The following is an 18,154-nucleotide window of genomic DNA, read 5'->3' on the forward strand; positions in this document are numbered from 1 at the left end:
GTGTTATTCTCTGCGCGCAGCCTGTACGGATGAGAATGACATGAAAATCCCCCCTTTAGTCAGTTACTTGGGCAAGTCTGTCGGTTTTGGATTGACCGTCGCAGCGCTGCTGTTGCTGCTGTTTCCCCATTTTCGCGGTGGTGCCCAACTGCCCGGCATCATCACCAATGCCCGTGAACTGAGTTTCTCCTATGCCGCCCATCGGGCAGGCCCTGCCGTCGTCAACATCTACACCCGCAGCTTTGCCCCCAATCAGGGCAATCAGGGGGAACTGCGCCCGCAAGGGCTGGGTTCTGGCGTCATCATGAATCAGCGCGGCTATGTACTGACCAACTACCACGTCATCGCCGATGCCGACCAGATCATCGTCGCGTTGCAGGATGGTCGGGTCTTCAGTGCCGAGCTGGTCGGCACCGATCAGCTCACCGACCTCGCCGTGCTCTATATCGAGTCAGACAACCTGCCGGTGATCCCGCAGGATCCCGAGCGGCTACCAGAAGTGGGGGATGTGGTGCTCGCCATCGGCAACCCCTACAACGTCGGCCAGACCATCACTCAGGGCATCATCAGTGCGACCGGCCGTACCGGCCTCTCCAGCATGGGACCCGACAGCAATGGCCGTCAGGATCTGCTGCAGACCGATGCCGCCATCAACGAGGGCAACTCGGGTGGCGCGCTGGTCAACGGCCGTGGCGATCTGGTGGGTATCAACACCGCCACCTATCACCTCAACGGCAATCAGGAGAGCTACGGCATCAGCTTCGCCATCCCCTACCGACTGGCAAAACGGATCATGGATGAGCTGATCGCCAACGGCCGGGTGATCCGCGGCTACCTCGGGATCTCCAGTGTCGAGATCAACCCCATAGTCGCGCGGATGATGAACCTCGGCGACCTGCGTGGTCTGGTGGTGGAAAGTCTGGATCCCAACGGCCCGGCGGCCAAAGGCGGCCTGCAGCGAGGGGATGTGCTGCTCAAGATCAACGGAGAGGCCATCAGTGGCGTACGCAGCGCCATGGACAAGATTGTCGAGAGCCGCCCCGGCACCAAGCTGACCATCTCGGTATTCCGCTCCGGCAAGCCGCTGGAAGTGGTGGTCACCATAGAGGAAGACCTGCGCTATCAGCAGAGAACGGCCAGCTCGAGCGCAGCATCGGCCAGCTAGCGTAACTCCTTTTAATGAGAAGGGCGGGAAACCGCCCTTTTCCATATCTGTCCCCTCGGCTACGTCTCTTATCGTGAGATGACTCACAGTTTCCCGCAACGCTTGCCCTGCCCCCGCCCCCCTATTTGTGCGCTACCGATCACACAAAACAGGCCCCAATAAGCACTCCTTTTGTCTTTTCAGTATCCAAACGATCACTTTGGGGCCATTTCCTCAGGAATTTCCGCTTCGAATCGGAAAAACGCTGCCTCCTCCACATCGACGCGCAGGCTTAGGGTAACGCCATACCTTCTGCCAGCCTTGGAGAGCAGACATTGCAAACAGAGACTCACGACCAGACCCTGACCCCGAACAGCCCGGAGTTGCTGCGCCAGACCGATCATATCCTCGCGCGCATTTATCCCCTGCTGGCCGAACAGGGCATCATCCCCAACGAGGTGCAACGGCAGATGCTGGCCTCCCATGTCAAAGCCATGGTGTGGCGCTCCCACAGCGGCGAGCCCCTGCCGGAGGTTGACCTCAGCCTGTTTGAAGAGATCTCCCCCCTCTCACTGCGTCTCGCCGAACAGGTCGTCAGCTGGCTGGATCAGCTTGCTTATGAGGAGGCACACCTCTTGTCCGTCCATTTTGAAGTCGCCAAAGAAAACGAACTCAGCTCGGTGCAGAACCCGTAACTCAAGGAGAAATCGATATGACAGCCATCAAACTCGTGATTGGAGACCGTCTCGGCAAGGGTCAGAAAGTGGGCGCAGGCGCGGAAGCTGCCGGGGCCAACGTGACCATCATCCCAGGCATGGCCGCTGACATGAAGCTCGGCGACGTGATGAACAAGGAGCAGGCGGATCTCGGCATCTCCTTCTGCGGCAGCGGCGGCGCCGGGGCGATCACCGCCCAGACCAAATACGGCTACAAGTGCCGCTACGGCATGCGCTCTGTTGAAGAGGGCGTCACCGCCATCAACGAAGGGTGCGTGGTGCTGGGCTTCGGTTTCATGGACAAGGAAGAGCTGGGCCAGAAGCTGGTCGAAGCCTTCGCCAAGAAGCACGGACGCGCCTGATGAAAGAGAACTTCACCACCCAGGTCATCGTCAACGGCAAGGGGACGACACGCCAGCAGGCGTTTGCCTCCGCCCTCAGCCAGGTGCAACCCACACTGCTCAAGGACAACCAGCAGGTACTGCTGCGCATTGAGCCGGTCGATGTACAGGTGCTCAAAGCCGAGGAGTCGGTCCGGGTGGAGAAGTTCCTGTTCTTCTTCCTGCCGCGCCAGCGCCGCGAATACCGCGTCCAGCTGGAGATCAAGGTTCAGGTCACCAGTCTGGATGTCGCCAAGGTGACGTTCACCCAGGTGTGATGCCTGCGCAGGCACAACCCCACAAGAAGGATACGTTGGATGTTTCTAATCATTTTTATCAAGTCACTCATCATTGGCGGCCTGGTTGGCGTCGGGGTGGGGGCCGGCGCGGCGCGGATGTTCCACGCCCCGACCGTACAGGGCATGGGTGCCTTCCGCACCCTGGGCGAACTTAACTCCTGCGAAGGGGATCCCGCTTCCCACTTCTCGTTTGGTCTGGGCTTCTTCTTCAACGCCTGGGCCTCGACCGTGGCGGCAGGCGCCTTCACCCAGGATGTGGATCACCGCATCATCCCGCACTGGGCCACGGCGGCACTGCTGTTCAAAAATCGGGATCTCGCCACCACCCTGCACGACCCGAAAAAGATGGCCATCGCCGGCGGCATCATAGGTGCCATCGTGGTTGCCTTTCTCAACAGCACGGCCGCAGCCGTCCCGGCCGCCCTGCAGGTCACTGCGGTCAAGGTGCTGGTACCGGCCGCCAACCTGCTGGTCAACACCGTTATGCCGGTGATCTTCTGGCTCGCTGCCATCGAGGCGGGCAAGAAATCCGGTTTCTGGGCCACCATCTTCGGCGGTCTGGCCCAGCTCATCATGGGCAACGCGGTACCGGGTCTGGTGCTCGGCATCCTGATCGGCAAGGGTGTGGAAGAGAGCGGTTGGAACCATGTCACCAAGGTGATGATGGCAGCCATTGTCCTGCTGTTCGTGCTGAGCGGCTTCTTCCGCGGCTTCGACATGAAACTGATTGAATCCTTCCATATGGGCGTCCCCCTGTGGCTGGAAAACGTCCATAACCTGCTGAGCGGCAAATAAGGGGTCACACCATGGATGAGAAACTGAAAAACAACTTCTGGTATGCCGACTGGTCATTCCCTATCTTCGTCGGCCTGCTCTCGGCCGGGGTCTTTGCCGGTACCCACATGTTCTATCTGTACGGGGTCGGTGCCTTCAACGAGGTAGCCTTCGTCGCCATGCTGAAAGCCGGAATGGACACGGGTGCCTACGGCGCGGTAGCCGCGTTCGGTGCCAGCTTCCTGTTCGCCCGCATCATCGAGGGATCCCTGGTGGGGATCCTGGATATCGGCGGTGCCATCCAGACCGGGGTCGGACTGGGCGTTCCCGCCCTGCTGTTGGGGGCCGGCATCGTCTATCCGGTGGAGAACTTCGGTGCCTCGCTGGCAACAGGCATGGGGATTGGTCTGGCCATCGGCTACGTCATCATTCTGGCGCGCAAGTTCACCATCAACCAGAGCAACTCCACTTATGGTGCTGACGTGATGATGGGTGCTGGCAACAGCTCTGGCCGCTTCCTCGGCCCCCTCATCATCCTCTCCGCCATGGGCGCCTCCATTCCCATCGGCATCGGTTCCCTGCTGGGTGCGCTGCTGTTCTACGTGTGGGGCAAGCCCATCACCGGCGGTGCCATTCTGGGAGCCATGCTGCTGGGTACCTTCTTCCCGGTCGCCCTTGTGTAAGTACCAGCCGCCCTGCGGGGCGGCTCGCCAGAGGTTCTCAGCATGTACGACATCATCATCAAAGCGGGGCGCCAGGGAGATGGCCAGCTCGTCGATATCGCCATCAGGGAGGGCAAAATCGCCGCCATCGGCTCCCTGCCGGAGATGGCAGCGGCGCAGCAGACCCTGGATCTCGGCGGCAGGGTGCATGTGAGCGCTGGCTGGATCGATGGCCACACCCACTGCTACCCCGCCTCCCCCATCTATCACGATGAGCCGGACAAGGTGGGCGTAGAGTCCGGCGTCACCACCGTCATCGACGCCGGCAGCACCGGAGCCGATGATGTGGATGACTTCCAGCAGATCGCTGCGGGCTGCAAGACCCGGGTGCATGCCCTGCTCAACATCTCCCGCATCGGTCTGCTGCGCCAGAACGAGCTGGCGGATAGCCGGGACCTCGATATGGATCTCGCCTCGGCAGCCATTCGCCGCCACCCCGACTTTATCGTTGGTATCAAGGCGCGGATGAGCGGTAGCGTGGTAGGCGAGAACGGTCTGCAACCGCTGCGCATGGCCAAGGCGCTGCAACAGGCTCACGACCAGCTGCCGCTGATGGTGCACGTGGGTAACACACCGCCGGATCTGGACGAGATCGTCGCCCTGCTGGGGGATGGCGATCTGCTGACCCACTGCTTCAACGGCAAACCGAACCGCATCCTGACTCCGGCTGGCGAGCTGCGGGTCGCGGTGCGCGAGGCGATGAAACGGGGCCTTTTGCTCGACATCGGCCACGGCGGCGCCAGCTTCAGCTTCGAGGTGGCGGAGCTGGCTATCCGGCAGGGGATCCTGCCCCGCACCATCAGCTCCGACATCTACTGCAAGAACCGCATCAAGGGGCCGGTCTACAGTCTGGCCCACGTGATGTCGAAGTTTCTCGCCATCGGCATGACGCTGGAGCAGGTGATCGCCTGCGTCACCCATCAGGCCGCCGATGCCCTGCGCCTTTCCGGCAAGGGGCGGCTCGAGGTGGGCGCCGATGCCGATCTGACCCTGTTCGAGGTCACCAGCGGCCCGACCCTGTTTATGGATACCGAAGCCCAGTCCCGCAGCGGTGACCAACAACTGCAGCCTCTCGCCGCCCTGGTCGGTGGCGAACTGGTTCTGACTCACTATGGGAAATCACACCATGCCTTCTGTTTATGAGAAATATCAGCTCAAACCTGTGATCAACGCCTCCGGGCGCATGACCATTCTCGGCGTCTCCACCCCCGAGCAGGAGGTGGTCGATGCGGTCAATTTTGGCCTGGGCCACTACTTCGAGGTCAAGGATCTGGTCAACAAGACCGGCGCCTATCTGGCTGGTTTACTGGATGTGGAAGATGCGGTGGTGGTCTCCTGTGCCAGTGCCGGCATCGCCCAGTCAGTCGCCGCCATGATAGTGCGCGGCGATCCCTACCGCCTCGAGCACCTGCATGCCCATCCCCATGAGGTGCCGAGTGAAATCGTGCTGCCCAAGGGGCATAACGTCAACTTCGGCGCCCCGGTCGGTACCATGGTCAATCTGGGTGGCGGCAAAGTAGTGGAAGCCGGTTACGCCAACGAGTGCTCCCCTTCCCAGCTGGCAGCCGCCATCAATGCCAACACCGCTGCGATCCTCTATATCAAGTCCCACCACTGCGTGCAGAAGAGCATTCTGTCGGTGGCAGAGGCCGCCGAGGTCGCCAAGACCCACGGGCTCCCGCTCATCGTCGATGCGGCTGCCGAAGAGGATCTGCGCCTCTACTACAACCAGGGAGCGGATCTGGTCATCTACAGCGGCGCCAAGGCCATTGAAGGCCCCACCAGCGGGCTGGTAGTTGGCAAGCGTCAGTACGTGGAGTGGGTCAAGCAGCAAGCCAATGGCATCGGTCGCGCCATGAAGGTGGGCAAGGAGGGGATCCTCGGCCTGACCCACGCTATCGAGCGCTATCTGGCCAAAGAGAAAGAGAGCGGCGCCGCCATGGTCGCCAAGATGAGCCCCTTCATCGAGCGCCTCAACCTGCTGCCCGGCGTCACCGCCAAGGTGGTGTGGGACAGCGCAGGGCGCGACATCGCCCGCACCGATATCGCCTTCGACCACCAGCAGCTCGGCATGACCACAGTGCAGGTCGTCACCCGTCTGCAACAGGGCACGCCTGCCATCTACTGCCGCGGCTACAAGGCCAACGAGGAGCACATCGAGATCGATGTGCGCAGCGTCACCGTGCCCCAGCTCGACCAAATCCACTCCGCCATTGCCAACCTCGTTCAGGAGAATCGCTGATGTCCCTTACCCCCAACTACTACCGTGATCGGGTCTGTCTCAACGTGCTGGCAGGTTCCAAGGAGAATGCCGTCGAGGTATACGACGCAGCCGAAGGCCACGTGCTGGTCGGTGTGCTCTCCAAAAACTACCCGGATATTCCCTCCGCAGTTGCCGATATGAAGGAGTACGCCAAGCTTATCGACAACGCCCTCTCCATCGGACTGGGCGCTGGCGATCCACGCCAATCCGCCATGGTGGCCGAGCTGGCCTGCCAGCTGCAGCCCCAGCACGTCAATCAGGTGTTCACCGGTGTCGGCGCCAGCCGGGCGCTGCTCGGCCAATCACAAACGCTGGTGAATGGGCTGATCTCCCCTACCGGCATGCCGGGCATGGTAAAGATCTCCACCGGTCCACTCAGCGCCGGGCAGCCGGATGGCATAGTGCCCATCGATACCGCCATTGCCTTGCTCAAGGACATGGGCGGCAGCTCGGTCAAGTTCTTCCCCATGGGCGGGCTGGCCTGCCGCGACGAGTATCAGGCAGTAGCCGAGGCTTGTGCCCGCCACGGCTTCTGGCTAGAGCCCACCGGCGGCATCGATCTGGAGAACTTCGAGGAGATAGTGCGGATTGCGCTGGATGCCGGAGTCGAGAAGATGATCCCTCACGTCTACAGCTCCATCATCGACAGCGCGAGCGGGCACACTCGCCCCGAGGATGTGCGCGCTCTGCTGGCCATAGTGAAACGACTGTTGGCCTGATGGCAGTCACGGCACCGGTTCAATCACTGACCGGTGCCTGGCTTGTTGATGACCCACTTGTTAACATCGACCCTTTATCTCGCAACAGGAGTCTTGCATACCCCCTATGATCAAGCTGCCACACCCCAGGCTCCATCAACTGCTGATCCAGCTCCATGCCGAACCACTGCCACAGGAGGAGCTGGCTCGCCGCCTCAATGTCTCCACCCGCACGGTGCGCACCGATGTGGCGACCCTCAACGAACTGATTGCCACGCACGGCGCTCACCTGATCCACCAACGTGGCAGCGGCTACCAGCTGAAAATCTACAATCAGGGACTGTTCGAGGCTCTGCTGGCGGCACAGGGTCAGGATAGCGGCCTGCCACGCACCAGCCGCGAGCGGGTGCTGCACCTGCAGATCCTGCTATTGACGGCAGAGCAGGGGATCAAGCTCGATGAGCTGGCTGATACCTGGTATCTGAGCCGGGCGGCACTGCAGGGGGATATGGCGGAAGTCCGTGAGCAACTCAGCCACTTCAGGCTCAGCGTTGAGAGCAAACCCCGCCTGGGGATGCGCATTCAGGGTGAGGAGACGGCGATCCGGGCCTGCCTGACCCAGCTGCTCTATCAGGAGTTGCTGCACAACAACCAGTTGCAAACCCTGCTACCCAACCTCTGCCCCAGCAAGACGATGGAGGTAGTGGGCAATCACATCCATGCCCAGCTTGCCCGACATCAGCTGCGTCTCGCTGACGAGAGCCTGCAGCAGCTCACCATCTACTGCGCCGTTGCCCTGCTGCGTCAGGCATCCGGTCACGAGTTGCGCCACTTCGCCAGCGAGGATCTGACTCTGCCGCTGCTGGCAGTATCTCGCGATATATATGCGGTATTGCCAACCTTGACGCCCCCCGTAGAGGACGAGATCGCCGGTCTCGCCATCCAGATCCAGGCGCGCCTGATTGCCGATACTCCCCAGCTCAGCCCGGCAATGGCCGCCGAGAGCGAACAGCTGGTGGAGCATCTGCTGACCTACATTCATCAACACTACCCTTACGACCTGCGAGGCGACCAACAGCTGCGGGCCGACCTGCAAACCCATATCAGCGCCATGCTGCTGCGGGTCAAATACCAGATTGGCAACCACAACCCGCTGGCCGATCACATCAAGCAGTACTACCCGCTCGCCTATGACATCACGTTGGCGGCCATTTCGGAGTGGATCAAGCAGACCCCCTACCGACTGACCCACCACGAGATCGGTTATCTGGTGATCCACATCGGGGTCGGGCTGGAGCGCCATTACGACATCGGCTATACCAGACGCCCGCAGGCATTGCTGCTGTGCGATGCGGGTAACGCCACCTTCCGGGTGCTGGAGGCGCGCATCAAGCGGGAGTATCCCCAGTTGCAGCTGACCACGCTGGAGTCGGTGCGGGATTACGAAGGGCTGGCGCAAATCGCGCAGGACTTTGTCATCAGTACCGTCAAGGTGAACGAAAAAAACGCCCCCGTGGTACTCGTTGCCCCCTTCCCGACCCAATATCAGCTGGAGCAGCTTGGCAAGCTGGTGCTGATCGACCGCACCCGCCCCTACATGCTCGACAAATATTTCGATGCCGACCACTTCATGGTGGTCAAAGAGCCCCTCACCCAGGCCGAACTGTTTGCCCGTATCTGTGATCAGCTGGAGGCTGAAGACCTGGTGGAGAGCGGCTTCAGAGCCTCACTGCAGGAGCGGGAGCGGATCGTCTCCACCATGCTGGGAGAAGGGATCGCCCTGCCCCACTCCCTCGGTCTGCTGGCGCGCCGCACTCTGGTTTACACCGTACTGGCCCCGCAGGGGATCGACTGGGGCAACGGAGAAATCGCGACGCTCATCTTCGTGCTGGCCATCAGCAAGGCCGACTACGAGGAGGCGATGGGTCTCTACGACCTGTTTCTGGCACTGATGAACGAAAAAGCCAGCAGGAATCTGCTGGCTTGTCGGGATTTTGCCAGCTTCAAAGCGCTGGCGCGTACCGGTTCATAACATAAAACGAGGAGTGACTACTCCTCATTGAAGCCGGAGGTGAACAGCTCCACCACGGCGGCCAGGGCCTCGACCTCTTCGGGCCCCTCAACCTGCACTTCCACCTGCCGCCCTTGCGCGGAATCCAGCATCAGCAGGCCGATGATGCTGTCAGCATCGGCCTCCACACCATCTTCATTGCGCAGTAGCACGTGGGCATCGAAACCCTGCACCAGCTCGAACAGCATCATGGCTGGTCTGGCATGAATACCCAGCTTGTTTTTCACTTCAACCGAGGCGGAAACAGTCATCGGGTCGTCCTATTGGTCCGTCAGGATTGGGGAGCACTCTTGTCGAGAGTGCGGTGGCGGATCTGCACGTTCTTGCCGAGCAAACGAAATGCACTGGCCAGCCGTTCTGCAATAAAGACCGAGCGGTGCTGACCGCCGGTGCAACCGATGCCGACAGTGAGGTAGCTGCGATTGTTACGCTCCAGATGGGGCAACCATGTCACCAGCATGTTTTCGATCTGCTGGGTAAACAGCATCACATCGGCCTGCGCCGAGAGGTAGTTGGCAACCGGCTCATCCTTGCCGGTGAACGGCTTGAGCTCGGTGATCCAGTGCGGGTTAGGCAGGAAGCGGGCATCGAACACGAAGTCGGCATCCTTGGGAATGCCGTACTTGAAGCCGAACGACTCGAACACCAGCACCAACTCATTCTCTTTCTTGCCGAGTACCCGGGTCTTGATGAGCTCGCTCAGGTCGTGAATGCTGAGGGTGGTGGTGTCGATACGCAGGTCAGCAGTCGAGGAGAGTGGCGCCAGCAGGTGGGTCTCCTCCCGAATCGCCTCATCCAGCGACAGCTTGTTGCGCGAGAGGGGGTGCAAACGGCGGCTCTCGCCATAGCGCTTGAGCAGGGTGCCGTTGTCGGCGTCGAAGAAAAAGCTGGAGAACTCTACCCGCCCCTCATTGCGCACCTGTGCCAGCAGATTTTCCAGTTTCTCCGGATCGCTCGGCAGGTTGCGCACATCGATGCTGACCGCCAGCTTGTCATACTGGCTCTCGACCGAGACGATCAGCTGGGGCAGCAGATTGACCGGCAGGTTGTCCACACAGTAGTAACCCAGATCTTCCAGCACTCGCAGGGCTACCGTTTTACCGGAGCCCGAACGTCCACTTACCACGATTAACTGCATCTTGTTCCCTCACGCCAAAACGGGTGTTTCATCCTTGGCCTGCTGTCAGGCCGAGGTCATGATCTGATAGAGCTCTTCGTCGCTGGTTGCCTGACGCAACTGGCGGCAAACCGCCTTGTCACCCAGCTTGGAAGCCATCAGAGAAAGGGTCTTGAGATGCTGCTTGCACTCGCTTTCCGGCACCAGCAAGGCAAACAGCAGGTCAACCGGTTGATTGTCGATGGAGTCGAAAGGAATAGGGTCGGCAAAGGTCATCAGGATCGCGGTTGGCGGGAACTCATCGTCAATGCGACCGTGGGGGATCGCAATACCGGCACCGATCCCGGTACTACCCATTTTTTCGCGGGCCAGCAAGCATTCAAACAGCGCCTGACGGGAGGTGCCAAGGCGTTCGGCGGCCAGCTCGCTGATGATTTCGAGGGCGCGTTTCTTGCTGGTACAAGGGACTGCACTCTTGGTGCAGTCCCGACTCAGTATGTGTTCAAGTTGCATGGTTATTTTTTATTTAACTTATCTTTGTGCTTGATGATCTGCCTGTCCAGCTTGTCGAGCAAGGTGTCTATCGCAGCATACATATCGGCATGTTCAGAGTTGGCAAACACTTCGCCACCGCTGACGTGCAATTTGGCTTCCGCTATCTGGTTCAGTTTTTCCACGCTAAGCACCACATGAACATTGTTGATGTGGTCGAAGTGACGCTCGAGTTTGGCAAATTTGTTATTCACATAATCACGCAGAGCTTCGGTGATCTCGACATGGTGTCCGGTCAGGTTAATTTGCATAACATCATCCTTTTGTTTGCCTAAACCAGGCGTTTGCGCTGATTGGAAGGTGGGATAAACAAGGATTCGCGATACTTAGCGATCGTGCGTCTCGCCACCATAATACCCTGTTCGGCCAGCAAATCCGCGATCTTGCTATCACTTAACGGCTTGGCAGGATTCTCTGCCGTGACCAGCTTCTTGATGAGCGCGCGAATTGCGGTCGATGAGCACTCTCCTCCTCCTTCGGTGTTCACATGGCTGGAGAAAAAAAACTTCAATTCGAAGATACCACGGGGGGTATGCATGTACTTCTGGGTCGTCACCCGGGAGATGGTCGACTCATGCATCTCCACCGCTTCGGCGATATCATTGAGCACCATCGGCTTCATCGCCTCTTCACCATACTCGAAAAAGGCCTGTTGCTGCTCGACAATGCAACTGGCCACTTTCAGCAGGGTGTCATTGCGACTTTCCAGGCTCTTGATGAACCACTTGGCTTCCTGCAAATGGGAGCGGATAAACTGGGTGTCGGTGCTGCTTCGGGCGTTGCGGGCCATGGCGGCATAGGTCTCGTTGACCCGAATGCGGGGGGCAGAGTCGGGATTGAGCTCGACCACCCACTTGCTGCCCTTCTTGACCACGGAGACGTCGGGGATCACGTACTGGGAGTCGCTCTGGATGATGCCGTTGCCGGGACGCGGCTCCAGTAGCTGGATCAGATCCAGCACCTCCTTGAGGTCGCTCTCTTTGAGTTTTGTCTTGCGGGCGAGGGTGCGGTAATCCCGGTTGCCGAGCAGCTCCATGTGCTCGAGGATCACCTCCTTGGCCTCGTTGAGCCAGGGGGTCTGCGGGTCATACTGATCCAGCTGAATGAGCAAACACTCCTGCACAGAACGGGCAGCAATGCCGACCGGATCGAAGTGCTGCACCCGCTTGAGTACCGCTTCGACCTCATCGAGCTCCACCTCTACGTCATCACTGGTGACGGCAGCCTGGATATCCTCCAGCTCAACGGTCAGATAACCGGATTCGTCGATGGCATCGATGATGGCGAGCGCGATGGCGGCATCCACATCGCTGAACGGTGTGAGCCGCATCTGCCACAGCAGATAATCCTGCAGGTTTTCGGTGGTTTCCCCCTGATAGACGCTATCTTCCCCATCATGGATGGGGCCCGCGCTCTGGGCGGTGCCGGCAGAGTAAACCTCGTCCCAGGTGGTATCCACCGGTAACTCGTCCGGCATCTGCTCCTGAGCCATGGCATCGCTGGAATCCAGCTGGCTGGCATCGACCGGCGCTTCCGGACTGGTCTCTTGCGCCTCGCTCTCTTCCTGCTCCAGCAGAGGGTTGTTTTCGAGCGCTTGCTGAATTTCCTGCTGAAGTTCCAGAGTGGAGAGCTGGAGCAGACGAATCGCTTGTTGTAATTGCGGCGTCATGGTCAGGGACTGACCGAGACGCAACTGTAATGTCGGCTTCATCTACGTCGGGATATCCTTATGTTCAGCGAGGCACTCGTCAAAGGAAATGAAGGCATGCCCCCTTACTATAGACTGAATTGATCGCCCAAATAGACGCGCTTGACCTGCTCATCGGCAAGGATGTCAGCCGGTGCACCTTCGGCAATCATCTTGCCGTGGCTGACGATATAGGCCTTCTCACATACGTCCAGAGTCTCTCTGACGTTGTGGTCGGTAATCAAGACGCCAAGGCCTCTATCTTTCAGATGCTGAATGATCTTCTTGATGTCTATCACAGAAATCGGGTCAACCCCTGCAAAGGGTTCATCCAGCAGAATAAAACGCGGCTCGGCCGCCAGCGCACGGGCGATCTCGACCCGACGGCGCTCACCGCCGGAGAGGCTCTGACCCAGGTTGTCGCGAATGTGGGTGATATTGAACTCTTCCAGCAGTTGCTGAACTTTGTCCTCACGCTCCTCGCGACTCAACCCTTTGCGGGTCTGCATCACTCCCATCAGGTTGTCGAATACCGACAGGCGACGGAAGATGGAGGCCTCCTGCGGCAGGTAACCGATGCCGTTGCGCGCCCGCACATGCATGGGCTGCAGGCTGATGTCCTGATCGTCGATGGTGATGAGACCGGCATCGCGCTGCACCAGCCCCACGATCATGTAGAAGGAAGTGGTCTTGCCCGCCCCGTTGGGGCCGAGCAGGCCGACAATCTGGCCAGTGCCCACTTCAAGGCTGACGTCACTCACCACCATGCGGCGCTTGTAGCTCTTCTGCAGGCCCACTGCTTTTAACACTGCCATGGCTTATTTTCCCTGCTGCTTCTGGTCGGCGGGCTTGTCGAAATTCTCTACCTGATCCGGCAGGAACACGGTTTTGACCCGCTGGCTCGGGCTTTTGCTCTCGGCGATCATCTTCTGTTTGACGATGTCGTAGCGGATCAGATCGCCATTGACCTGACTATCTTCCTGCTTGAGCTGACCGTTGCCGGTGATGGTCACCAGCCGGTTCTTCAGCTCGTAGCGGATGGTATTGCCGTGGGCATTGACCGGCTTGCCGTTATCCAGGATCTGGAAGAAGGTGGCGGGCTTGCCGTAGGCAGTCATCACCTCCGCCCCTTTCTCGCCGGAGCGGGTCACTACCACCTTGTCAGCCTTGATCCGGATGGTGCCCTGATTGATGGTCACATCCTCTTCGAAGGTGATGCGGTTGTCCTGCATCTCGGCCACCTGTTTGACGGCATCGACGTAGACCTTCTCGGCAAAGTCGGACTCTTTGGCAGTCACCGCACCACACAACAACAGGGCTACGAGGGCCAGATTAGCGTTTTTCATTGAAATAGATGGCATGGCCTTGATCCAGTAACTCAAAATATTTGCGGTCCAGATGGCCCTTGAGGCCAACCCCTTGGGTCTGGAAATCCCGACCCAGAATGTTCACTTCCCGGTTGCTGCGCACATCCTGTGTCACCAGATCCAGCTCCAGATAGGGGGTATCCAGTGTGGAGATAAAGGAGGTGGGTAGCAGACCATCCAGATGCACCTTGTCCCGCAGGATGACGTTGTCGCCGGTGTTGAGCACGCCGGTTTCGGCGGTCACCTTCCACTCGGCGGCACCCTGATTGTCATACATGTAGACCACCGGCTTGTCGAAGGTGGCCTGCTCGAGGATTTGATAATACTCGGCGTAGGTCGACTCCAGCCGCTCGGTGCGCTTGCCATTGATATCAAAACGGGTGGTCACCAGATCTTTGGCGACAAAATCCGGCTGATAGTTTTCGATTTTGACGGCGCTCTCAGGCACCAGCTCCACCTTGCCCAACTGCCAGGCAACAAGCGCAACCAGAAACAGCAGGGCAAACAACAGGGTCTGTCTGCTCATACCGAGGCCTCGGGCTGATAATCGTCGTGGCCCTGCGCCTGCAAAATGAGGTCACACACCTCGCGCACCGCGCCCATGCCACCGCCAAGCCGGGTCACCATATCGGCACGACTCAGCACCAGCGGATGGGCATCGGCCACCGCGATACCCAGGCCGCAAGCGGCCATCACCGGCAGATCGATGGTGTCATCGCCCATATAGGCGGCCTGTTCAGCAGTCAGCCCCAGCTTGGCCAGCAGCGCTTCGAAGTTAGGCAGCTTTTTATCAGCCCCCTGCACCACATGAGCCACCCCCAGGCTTTTCATCCGATCGCTGACGATACGGGAGTTGCGCCCGGTGATAATGGCGATCTCGATCCCGGCATTGAGCAATGCTCGCATGCCCGCACCATCGCGGGTACAGAAGGTTTTCAGCTCTTCGCCGTTGTTTCCCATGTAGATGAGGCCGTTGGAGAGCACCCCGTCCACATCGCACACCAGCAGGCGGATTTGCGCCGCCTTGTCGAACTGGCTGCGCGTCACCGGACCATAGAGGGTCGGTACGTTTTGCATCAAATTACTCCGGCTTTCAGCAGGTCGTGCATGTTGAAGGCGCCGAGCAGGCGTTTCTCTTCATCCACGACCAGTAATCCGTTGATTTTTCTCGTTTCCATCAGCTTGACGGCTTCTGCAGCCATCATCTCTGGACCTACGGTAACACAGTTGGCCGTCATCACACGGCTGATGGGGGTGTGATGGATATCGATCTGCTGGTCAAGAATGCGGCGCAGGTCGCCATCGGTAAAGAGCCCGGCCAGCAGGCCATTGCCATCGACCACCGCCGTCATACCGAGCCCCTTGCGGCTCACTTCCAGCAGCGCTTGGCTGATGGTGGCATCTATCCCCACCCGGGGCAACAGCTCGCCGCTGTGCATCAGATCGCCAACCCGCAGCAACAGACGCTTGCCAAGGGAACCGCCCGGGTGAGAGAGGGCGAAGTCATCGGCGGTAAAACCGCGTGCTTCCAGCAGGGCGACCGCCAGGGCATCGCCCATGACTAAGGTTGCCGTGGTGCTGGAAGTGGGTGCCAGACCCAGCGGGCAGGCCTCTTTCTCCACCTTGATACACAGGTGCACGTTGGCCTCTTTGGCCATGGTGGAGGCGGGATTGCCAGTCATGCAGATGAGCGGAATGCCGCGGCGCTTGAGTACCGGCAGCAGGGCCAGGATTTCGTCACTCTCGCCGGAGTTGGAGATGGCGATAATAAGGTCGCCACTGGAGATCATCCCCAGATCGCCGTGACTCGCTTCTCCCGGGTGAAGGAAGAAGGCCGGGGTGCCGGTGCTGGCGAGGGTGGCGGCGATCTTGCTGCCGATATGGCCCGATTTGCCCATGCCGGTGACCACTATCTTGCCACCGCAGCGCAGCACCATTTCGCACGCCTTGTCGAAGGCGTCATTCAGATACTGATAGAGTCCATCAATGGCTTGCTTTTCTGTGTCCAGCACCGCGCGGGCACTGCGACGAAAATCGAACAGTTCAGACACTTTCTCAGGCTTTACAGACATAAAGACACAGCTCCGGGCCGAAATTAGCTGCGGGATTATAAAAAAGTCTGCCCGGATAAGCGAATCGGATGGCGAGTCCCGCTCTCAATGACGCACTTTGTTACAGAAAACTGTCGTGCAAATGGGCTTGCAGCCTGTTCAATAGTTGTTCCTTGCTGTTGCTTAGACCTAGACTACCCCATAAAATTCGCACCTCATTTACACCGGATGGACAATTGTTTGAACAATGACCTGATCACCATCTCCGATCTGACCTTCAGTCACGGAGATCGGCTGTTGTATGACGGGATCAACCTGACCATTCCTCGTGGCAAGGTGACCGCCGTCATGGGCCCGAGCGGCATCGGTAAAACCACCCTGCTGCGGCTGATCGGTGGCCAGCTCAAGCCGGAGTCCGGTCACATTCTGTTTGACGGGGAAGATATCCCCACCCTCTCCCGTTCGCGCCTCTATGAAGTGCGCAAACGGATGAGCATGCTGTTCCAGAGCGGCGCCCTGTTTACCGGCATGACGGTCTACGACAACGTGGCCTTCCCGCTGCGGGAACACTCCGGCCTGCCGGAGGAGCTGATCCACACCATCGTCATGATGAAGCTGCAGGCGGTGGGCTTGCGCGGCGCGGCGAAACTGATGCCCTCCGAGCTCTCCGGCGGCATGGCGCGCCGGGCGGCGCTGGCACGGGCAATTGCGCTCGATCCTGACCTCATCATGTATGACGAGCCGTTCGTCGGGCAGGACCCCATCACCATGGCGGTGCTGGTCAAGCTGATCAAGGAGCTGAACGATGCCCTCGGTATCACCTCCGTCATCGTCACCCACGATGTGAAAGAGGTGCTGAGCATCGCCGATTACGCCTACATCATTGCCAATCGCAAGGTGGTGGCGCACGGTACGCCGGATCAGCTGCGCGAGGAGCACAATCCCGAAGTCGAGCAGTTCCTCAAAGGATTGCCCGATGGTCCTGTCCCGTTTCATTTTCCGGCAGGCGATCTGCTACAGGATCTCTGATGTTGATAAGTCAAATAAGCAAGCTGGGGCGGGTCGGAGTGCGGTTTATCAGCTCCGTCGGTCGCGCCACCATCATGTTGTTCCATGCGCTGGCGGGCAAACCCGAGCCGCACAAGCACTTCCCGCTGCTTGTCCAGCAGCTCTATGTGGTGGGTGTGCAGTCGGTGGCCATCATTCTGGTCTCCGGCCTGTTCATCGGCATGGTGCTCTCGCTGCAGGGTTACAACGTATTGAAGGATTTCGGCGCCGAGCAGAGCCTGGGACCGCTGGTCTCCCTCTCCCTGCTGCGTGAGCTGGGCCCTGTAGTCACGGCGCTGCTGTTTGCCGGCCGTGCCGGTTCGGCCCTGACCGCTGAAATCGGCCTGATGAAAGCCACCGAGCAGCTTTCAAGCCTCGAGATGATGGCGGTCGACCCGCTGCGTCGAGTGGTTGCCCCCCGCTTCTGGGCTGGCGTCATCAGCATGCCGCTGCTGGCCTTTATGTTCAGCCTGATCGGTATCTTCGGCGGCAAGCTGGTCGGTGTGGACTGGCTCGGCGTGGACGAAGGGGGCTTCTGGTCTGCCATGCAGGCCTCCGTCGACTGGCATGAAGACATCATGCAGGGCGCCATCAAGAGCCTGATTTTCGCCCTGGTGGTCACCTGGATTGCGCTCTTTAACGGCTATGATGCCAAGCCGACCTCGGCCGGGATCAGTCAGGCCACGACCCGTACCGTGGTCCACTCATCCCTCGCCGTGCTCGGCCTGGATTTTATACTCACTGCAGTCATGTTTGGATAAGGTAAAGATGAAGTTCAGCAAAGTAGAATTCTTGGTCGGCACCTTCATGCTGGCTGGCATCGGTGCCATTCTGGCACTGGCCCTGCAAGTGGCCGGTTTGAGCTTCAAACCGGAAGGAGAAACCTATACCCTGCGCGCGCATTTCGATAATATCGGCGGCCTGAAAGTCCGTTCGCCGGTCAAGGTCGGCGGCGTGGTGGTAGGCCGGGTCAGCGACATCGTACTGGACCCGAAAACCCAGGTGCCCGAAGTGACCCTGATGATGCAAAAGAGCGCTGGCCAGTTTGCCGATACCAGTTCCCTCTCCATCCTCACCTCCGGTCTGCTCGGCGAGCAGTACATCGGTCTGGCCCCCGGCTTCAGCGATGAGGAGATGGGCACCGAGATGCTCAAGGATGGCGACCTGATTGAAGACACCAAATCCGCCATCGTGCTGGAAGATCTGATTGGCAAGTTCCTCTACAGCCAATCCTCCGACAGCAAATCAGACAGCAAGAAGGAGTAA

At 59.4% G+C, this 18,154-nt stretch carries 23 protein-coding genes; 13 read left to right on the forward strand and 10 right to left on the reverse strand.

Annotated elements, in window-relative coordinates:
* The first annotated feature begins 40 nt into the window (after window positions 1-40).
* The 10 genes from degS to AB5Y83_RS06350 all read left to right on the forward strand — a co-directional run bounded on the left by degS (window position 41) and on the right by AB5Y83_RS06350 (window position 9,028).
* Window positions 41-1,165, forward strand: coding sequence for an outer membrane-stress sensor serine endopeptidase DegS (gene degS / locus AB5Y83_RS06305; protein ID WP_005336297.1), 1,125 nt, complete (start codon window positions 41-43; stop codon window positions 1,163-1,165).
* A gap of 314 nt (window positions 1,166-1,479) precedes the next feature.
* A complete protein-coding gene (locus AB5Y83_RS06310) occupies window positions 1,480-1,839 on the forward strand; it encodes a transcriptional regulator (protein ID WP_005355140.1) in 360 nt (119 codons plus the stop codon).
* Between the two features lie 17 nt (window positions 1,840-1,856).
* Window positions 1,857-2,222 carry an SFCGS family glycine-rich protein gene (locus AB5Y83_RS06315; protein ID WP_005355141.1) on the forward strand — a complete coding sequence of 122 codons (366 nt, stop codon included), beginning with the start codon at window positions 1,857-1,859 and terminating at the stop codon, window positions 2,220-2,222.
* On the forward strand, window positions 2,222-2,518 hold the full coding sequence (locus tag AB5Y83_RS06320; RefSeq protein WP_019444839.1) for a DUF4312 family protein: 297 nt from the start codon (window positions 2,222-2,224) through the stop codon (window positions 2,516-2,518). The genes AB5Y83_RS06315 and AB5Y83_RS06320 overlap by 1 nt, the downstream gene beginning before the upstream one ends.
* A gap of 39 nt (window positions 2,519-2,557) precedes the next feature.
* On the forward strand, window positions 2,558-3,334 hold the full coding sequence (locus AB5Y83_RS06325; RefSeq protein ID WP_005341754.1) for a DUF4311 domain-containing protein: 777 nt from the start codon (window positions 2,558-2,560) through the stop codon (window positions 3,332-3,334).
* Between the two features lie 11 nt (window positions 3,335-3,345).
* On the forward strand, window positions 3,346-3,996 hold the full coding sequence (locus tag AB5Y83_RS06330; RefSeq protein ID WP_005355144.1) for a DUF4310 family protein: 651 nt from the start codon (window positions 3,346-3,348) through the stop codon (window positions 3,994-3,996).
* A 42-nt stretch (window positions 3,997-4,038) separates the two neighbouring features.
* A complete protein-coding gene (locus tag AB5Y83_RS06335; RefSeq protein WP_368174857.1) occupies window positions 4,039-5,178 on the forward strand; it encodes an amidohydrolase/deacetylase family metallohydrolase in 1,140 nt (379 codons plus the stop codon).
* The gene (locus AB5Y83_RS06340) at window positions 5,162-6,277 is read left to right on the forward strand and encodes a DgaE family pyridoxal phosphate-dependent ammonia lyase (protein ID WP_368174858.1); all 1,116 of its coding nucleotides are present in this window, start codon (window positions 5,162-5,164) and stop codon (window positions 6,275-6,277) included. The genes AB5Y83_RS06335 and AB5Y83_RS06340 overlap by 17 nt, the downstream gene beginning before the upstream one ends.
* The gene (locus AB5Y83_RS06345; protein ID WP_368174859.1) at window positions 6,277-7,017 is read left to right on the forward strand and encodes a KDGP aldolase family protein; all 741 of its coding nucleotides are present in this window, start codon (window positions 6,277-6,279) and stop codon (window positions 7,015-7,017) included. Before AB5Y83_RS06340 ends, AB5Y83_RS06345 begins: the two co-directional genes overlap by 1 nt.
* Window positions 7,018-7,123: 106 nt before the next feature.
* Window positions 7,124-9,028, forward strand: a complete 1,905-nt coding sequence (locus AB5Y83_RS06350; RefSeq protein ID WP_064335269.1) for a transcription antiterminator — start codon at window positions 7,124-7,126, stop codon at window positions 9,026-9,028.
* Between the two features lie 17 nt (window positions 9,029-9,045).
* On the opposite strand, the gene npr is transcribed toward AB5Y83_RS06350, so the two are convergent.
* The 10 genes from npr to AB5Y83_RS06400 all read right to left on the reverse strand — a co-directional run bounded on the left by npr (window position 9,046) and on the right by AB5Y83_RS06400 (window position 15,862).
* A complete protein-coding gene (gene npr / locus AB5Y83_RS06355; RefSeq protein ID WP_005336318.1) occupies window positions 9,046-9,318 on the reverse strand; it encodes a PTS phosphocarrier protein NPr in 273 nt (90 codons plus the stop codon).
* A 20-nt stretch (window positions 9,319-9,338) separates the two neighbouring features.
* A complete protein-coding gene (gene rapZ, locus AB5Y83_RS06360; protein WP_368174860.1) occupies window positions 9,339-10,205 on the reverse strand; it encodes an RNase adapter RapZ in 867 nt (288 codons plus the stop codon).
* A gap of 45 nt (window positions 10,206-10,250) precedes the next feature.
* Window positions 10,251-10,697, reverse strand: coding sequence for a PTS IIA-like nitrogen regulatory protein PtsN (gene ptsN, locus AB5Y83_RS06365; protein ID WP_005336322.1), 447 nt, complete (start codon window positions 10,695-10,697; stop codon window positions 10,251-10,253).
* Window positions 10,698-10,699: 2 nt separating this feature from the next.
* Complete coding sequence (gene hpf, locus AB5Y83_RS06370) at window positions 10,700-10,987, reverse strand: ribosome hibernation promoting factor (RefSeq protein ID WP_005336323.1); 288 nt, start codon at window positions 10,985-10,987, stop codon at window positions 10,700-10,702.
* 20 nt (window positions 10,988-11,007) lie between these two features.
* Window positions 11,008-12,447, reverse strand: a complete 1,440-nt coding sequence (locus tag AB5Y83_RS06375; protein WP_368174861.1) for an RNA polymerase factor sigma-54 — start codon at window positions 12,445-12,447, stop codon at window positions 11,008-11,010.
* A gap of 65 nt (window positions 12,448-12,512) precedes the next feature.
* Window positions 12,513-13,238: an LPS export ABC transporter ATP-binding protein gene (lptB, locus tag AB5Y83_RS06380; protein ID WP_005336333.1), complete on the reverse strand. Its 726-nt coding sequence runs from the start codon at window positions 13,236-13,238 to the stop codon at window positions 12,513-12,515.
* A 3-nt stretch (window positions 13,239-13,241) separates the two neighbouring features.
* Window positions 13,242-13,769: a lipopolysaccharide transport periplasmic protein LptA gene (gene lptA / locus AB5Y83_RS06385; protein ID WP_368174898.1), complete on the reverse strand. Its 528-nt coding sequence runs from the start codon at window positions 13,767-13,769 to the stop codon at window positions 13,242-13,244.
* Complete coding sequence (gene lptC / locus AB5Y83_RS06390) at window positions 13,756-14,316, reverse strand: LPS export ABC transporter periplasmic protein LptC (protein ID WP_021231837.1); 561 nt, start codon at window positions 14,314-14,316, stop codon at window positions 13,756-13,758. Before lptC ends, lptA begins: the two co-directional genes overlap by 14 nt.
* Complete coding sequence (kdsC, locus tag AB5Y83_RS06395; protein ID WP_021231836.1) at window positions 14,313-14,867, reverse strand: 3-deoxy-manno-octulosonate-8-phosphatase KdsC; 555 nt, start codon at window positions 14,865-14,867, stop codon at window positions 14,313-14,315. The genes lptC and kdsC overlap by 4 nt, the downstream gene beginning before the upstream one ends.
* Entirely contained in the window at window positions 14,867-15,862 is a 996-nt protein-coding gene (locus AB5Y83_RS06400) for a KpsF/GutQ family sugar-phosphate isomerase (RefSeq protein WP_021231835.1), read from the reverse strand. Before AB5Y83_RS06400 ends, kdsC begins: the two co-directional genes overlap by 1 nt.
* A 207-nt stretch (window positions 15,863-16,069) precedes the next feature.
* On the opposite strand from AB5Y83_RS06400, the gene mlaF reads away from it, so the two are divergent.
* From mlaF to mlaD, 3 genes are read left to right on the forward strand one after another with little or no spacing between them, the layout of a single operon-like run.
* Entirely contained in the window at window positions 16,070-16,870 is an 801-nt protein-coding gene (gene mlaF, locus AB5Y83_RS06405) for a phospholipid ABC transporter ATP-binding protein MlaF (RefSeq protein ID WP_005336343.1), read from the forward strand.
* Entirely contained in the window at window positions 16,870-17,649 is a 780-nt protein-coding gene (gene mlaE, locus AB5Y83_RS06410; protein WP_069554191.1) for a lipid asymmetry maintenance ABC transporter permease subunit MlaE, read from the forward strand. The genes mlaF and mlaE overlap by 1 nt, the downstream gene beginning before the upstream one ends.
* 7 nt (window positions 17,650-17,656) lie before the next feature.
* Window positions 17,657-18,154 carry an outer membrane lipid asymmetry maintenance protein MlaD gene (gene mlaD, locus AB5Y83_RS06415; protein ID WP_019444849.1) on the forward strand — a complete coding sequence of 166 codons (498 nt, stop codon included), beginning with the start codon at window positions 17,657-17,659 and terminating at the stop codon, window positions 18,152-18,154.

The sequence above is a fragment of the Aeromonas sp. R5-4 genome (assembly GCF_040908215.1).
Classification (GTDB): Bacteria; Pseudomonadota; Gammaproteobacteria; order Enterobacterales; family Aeromonadaceae; genus Aeromonas; species Aeromonas veronii.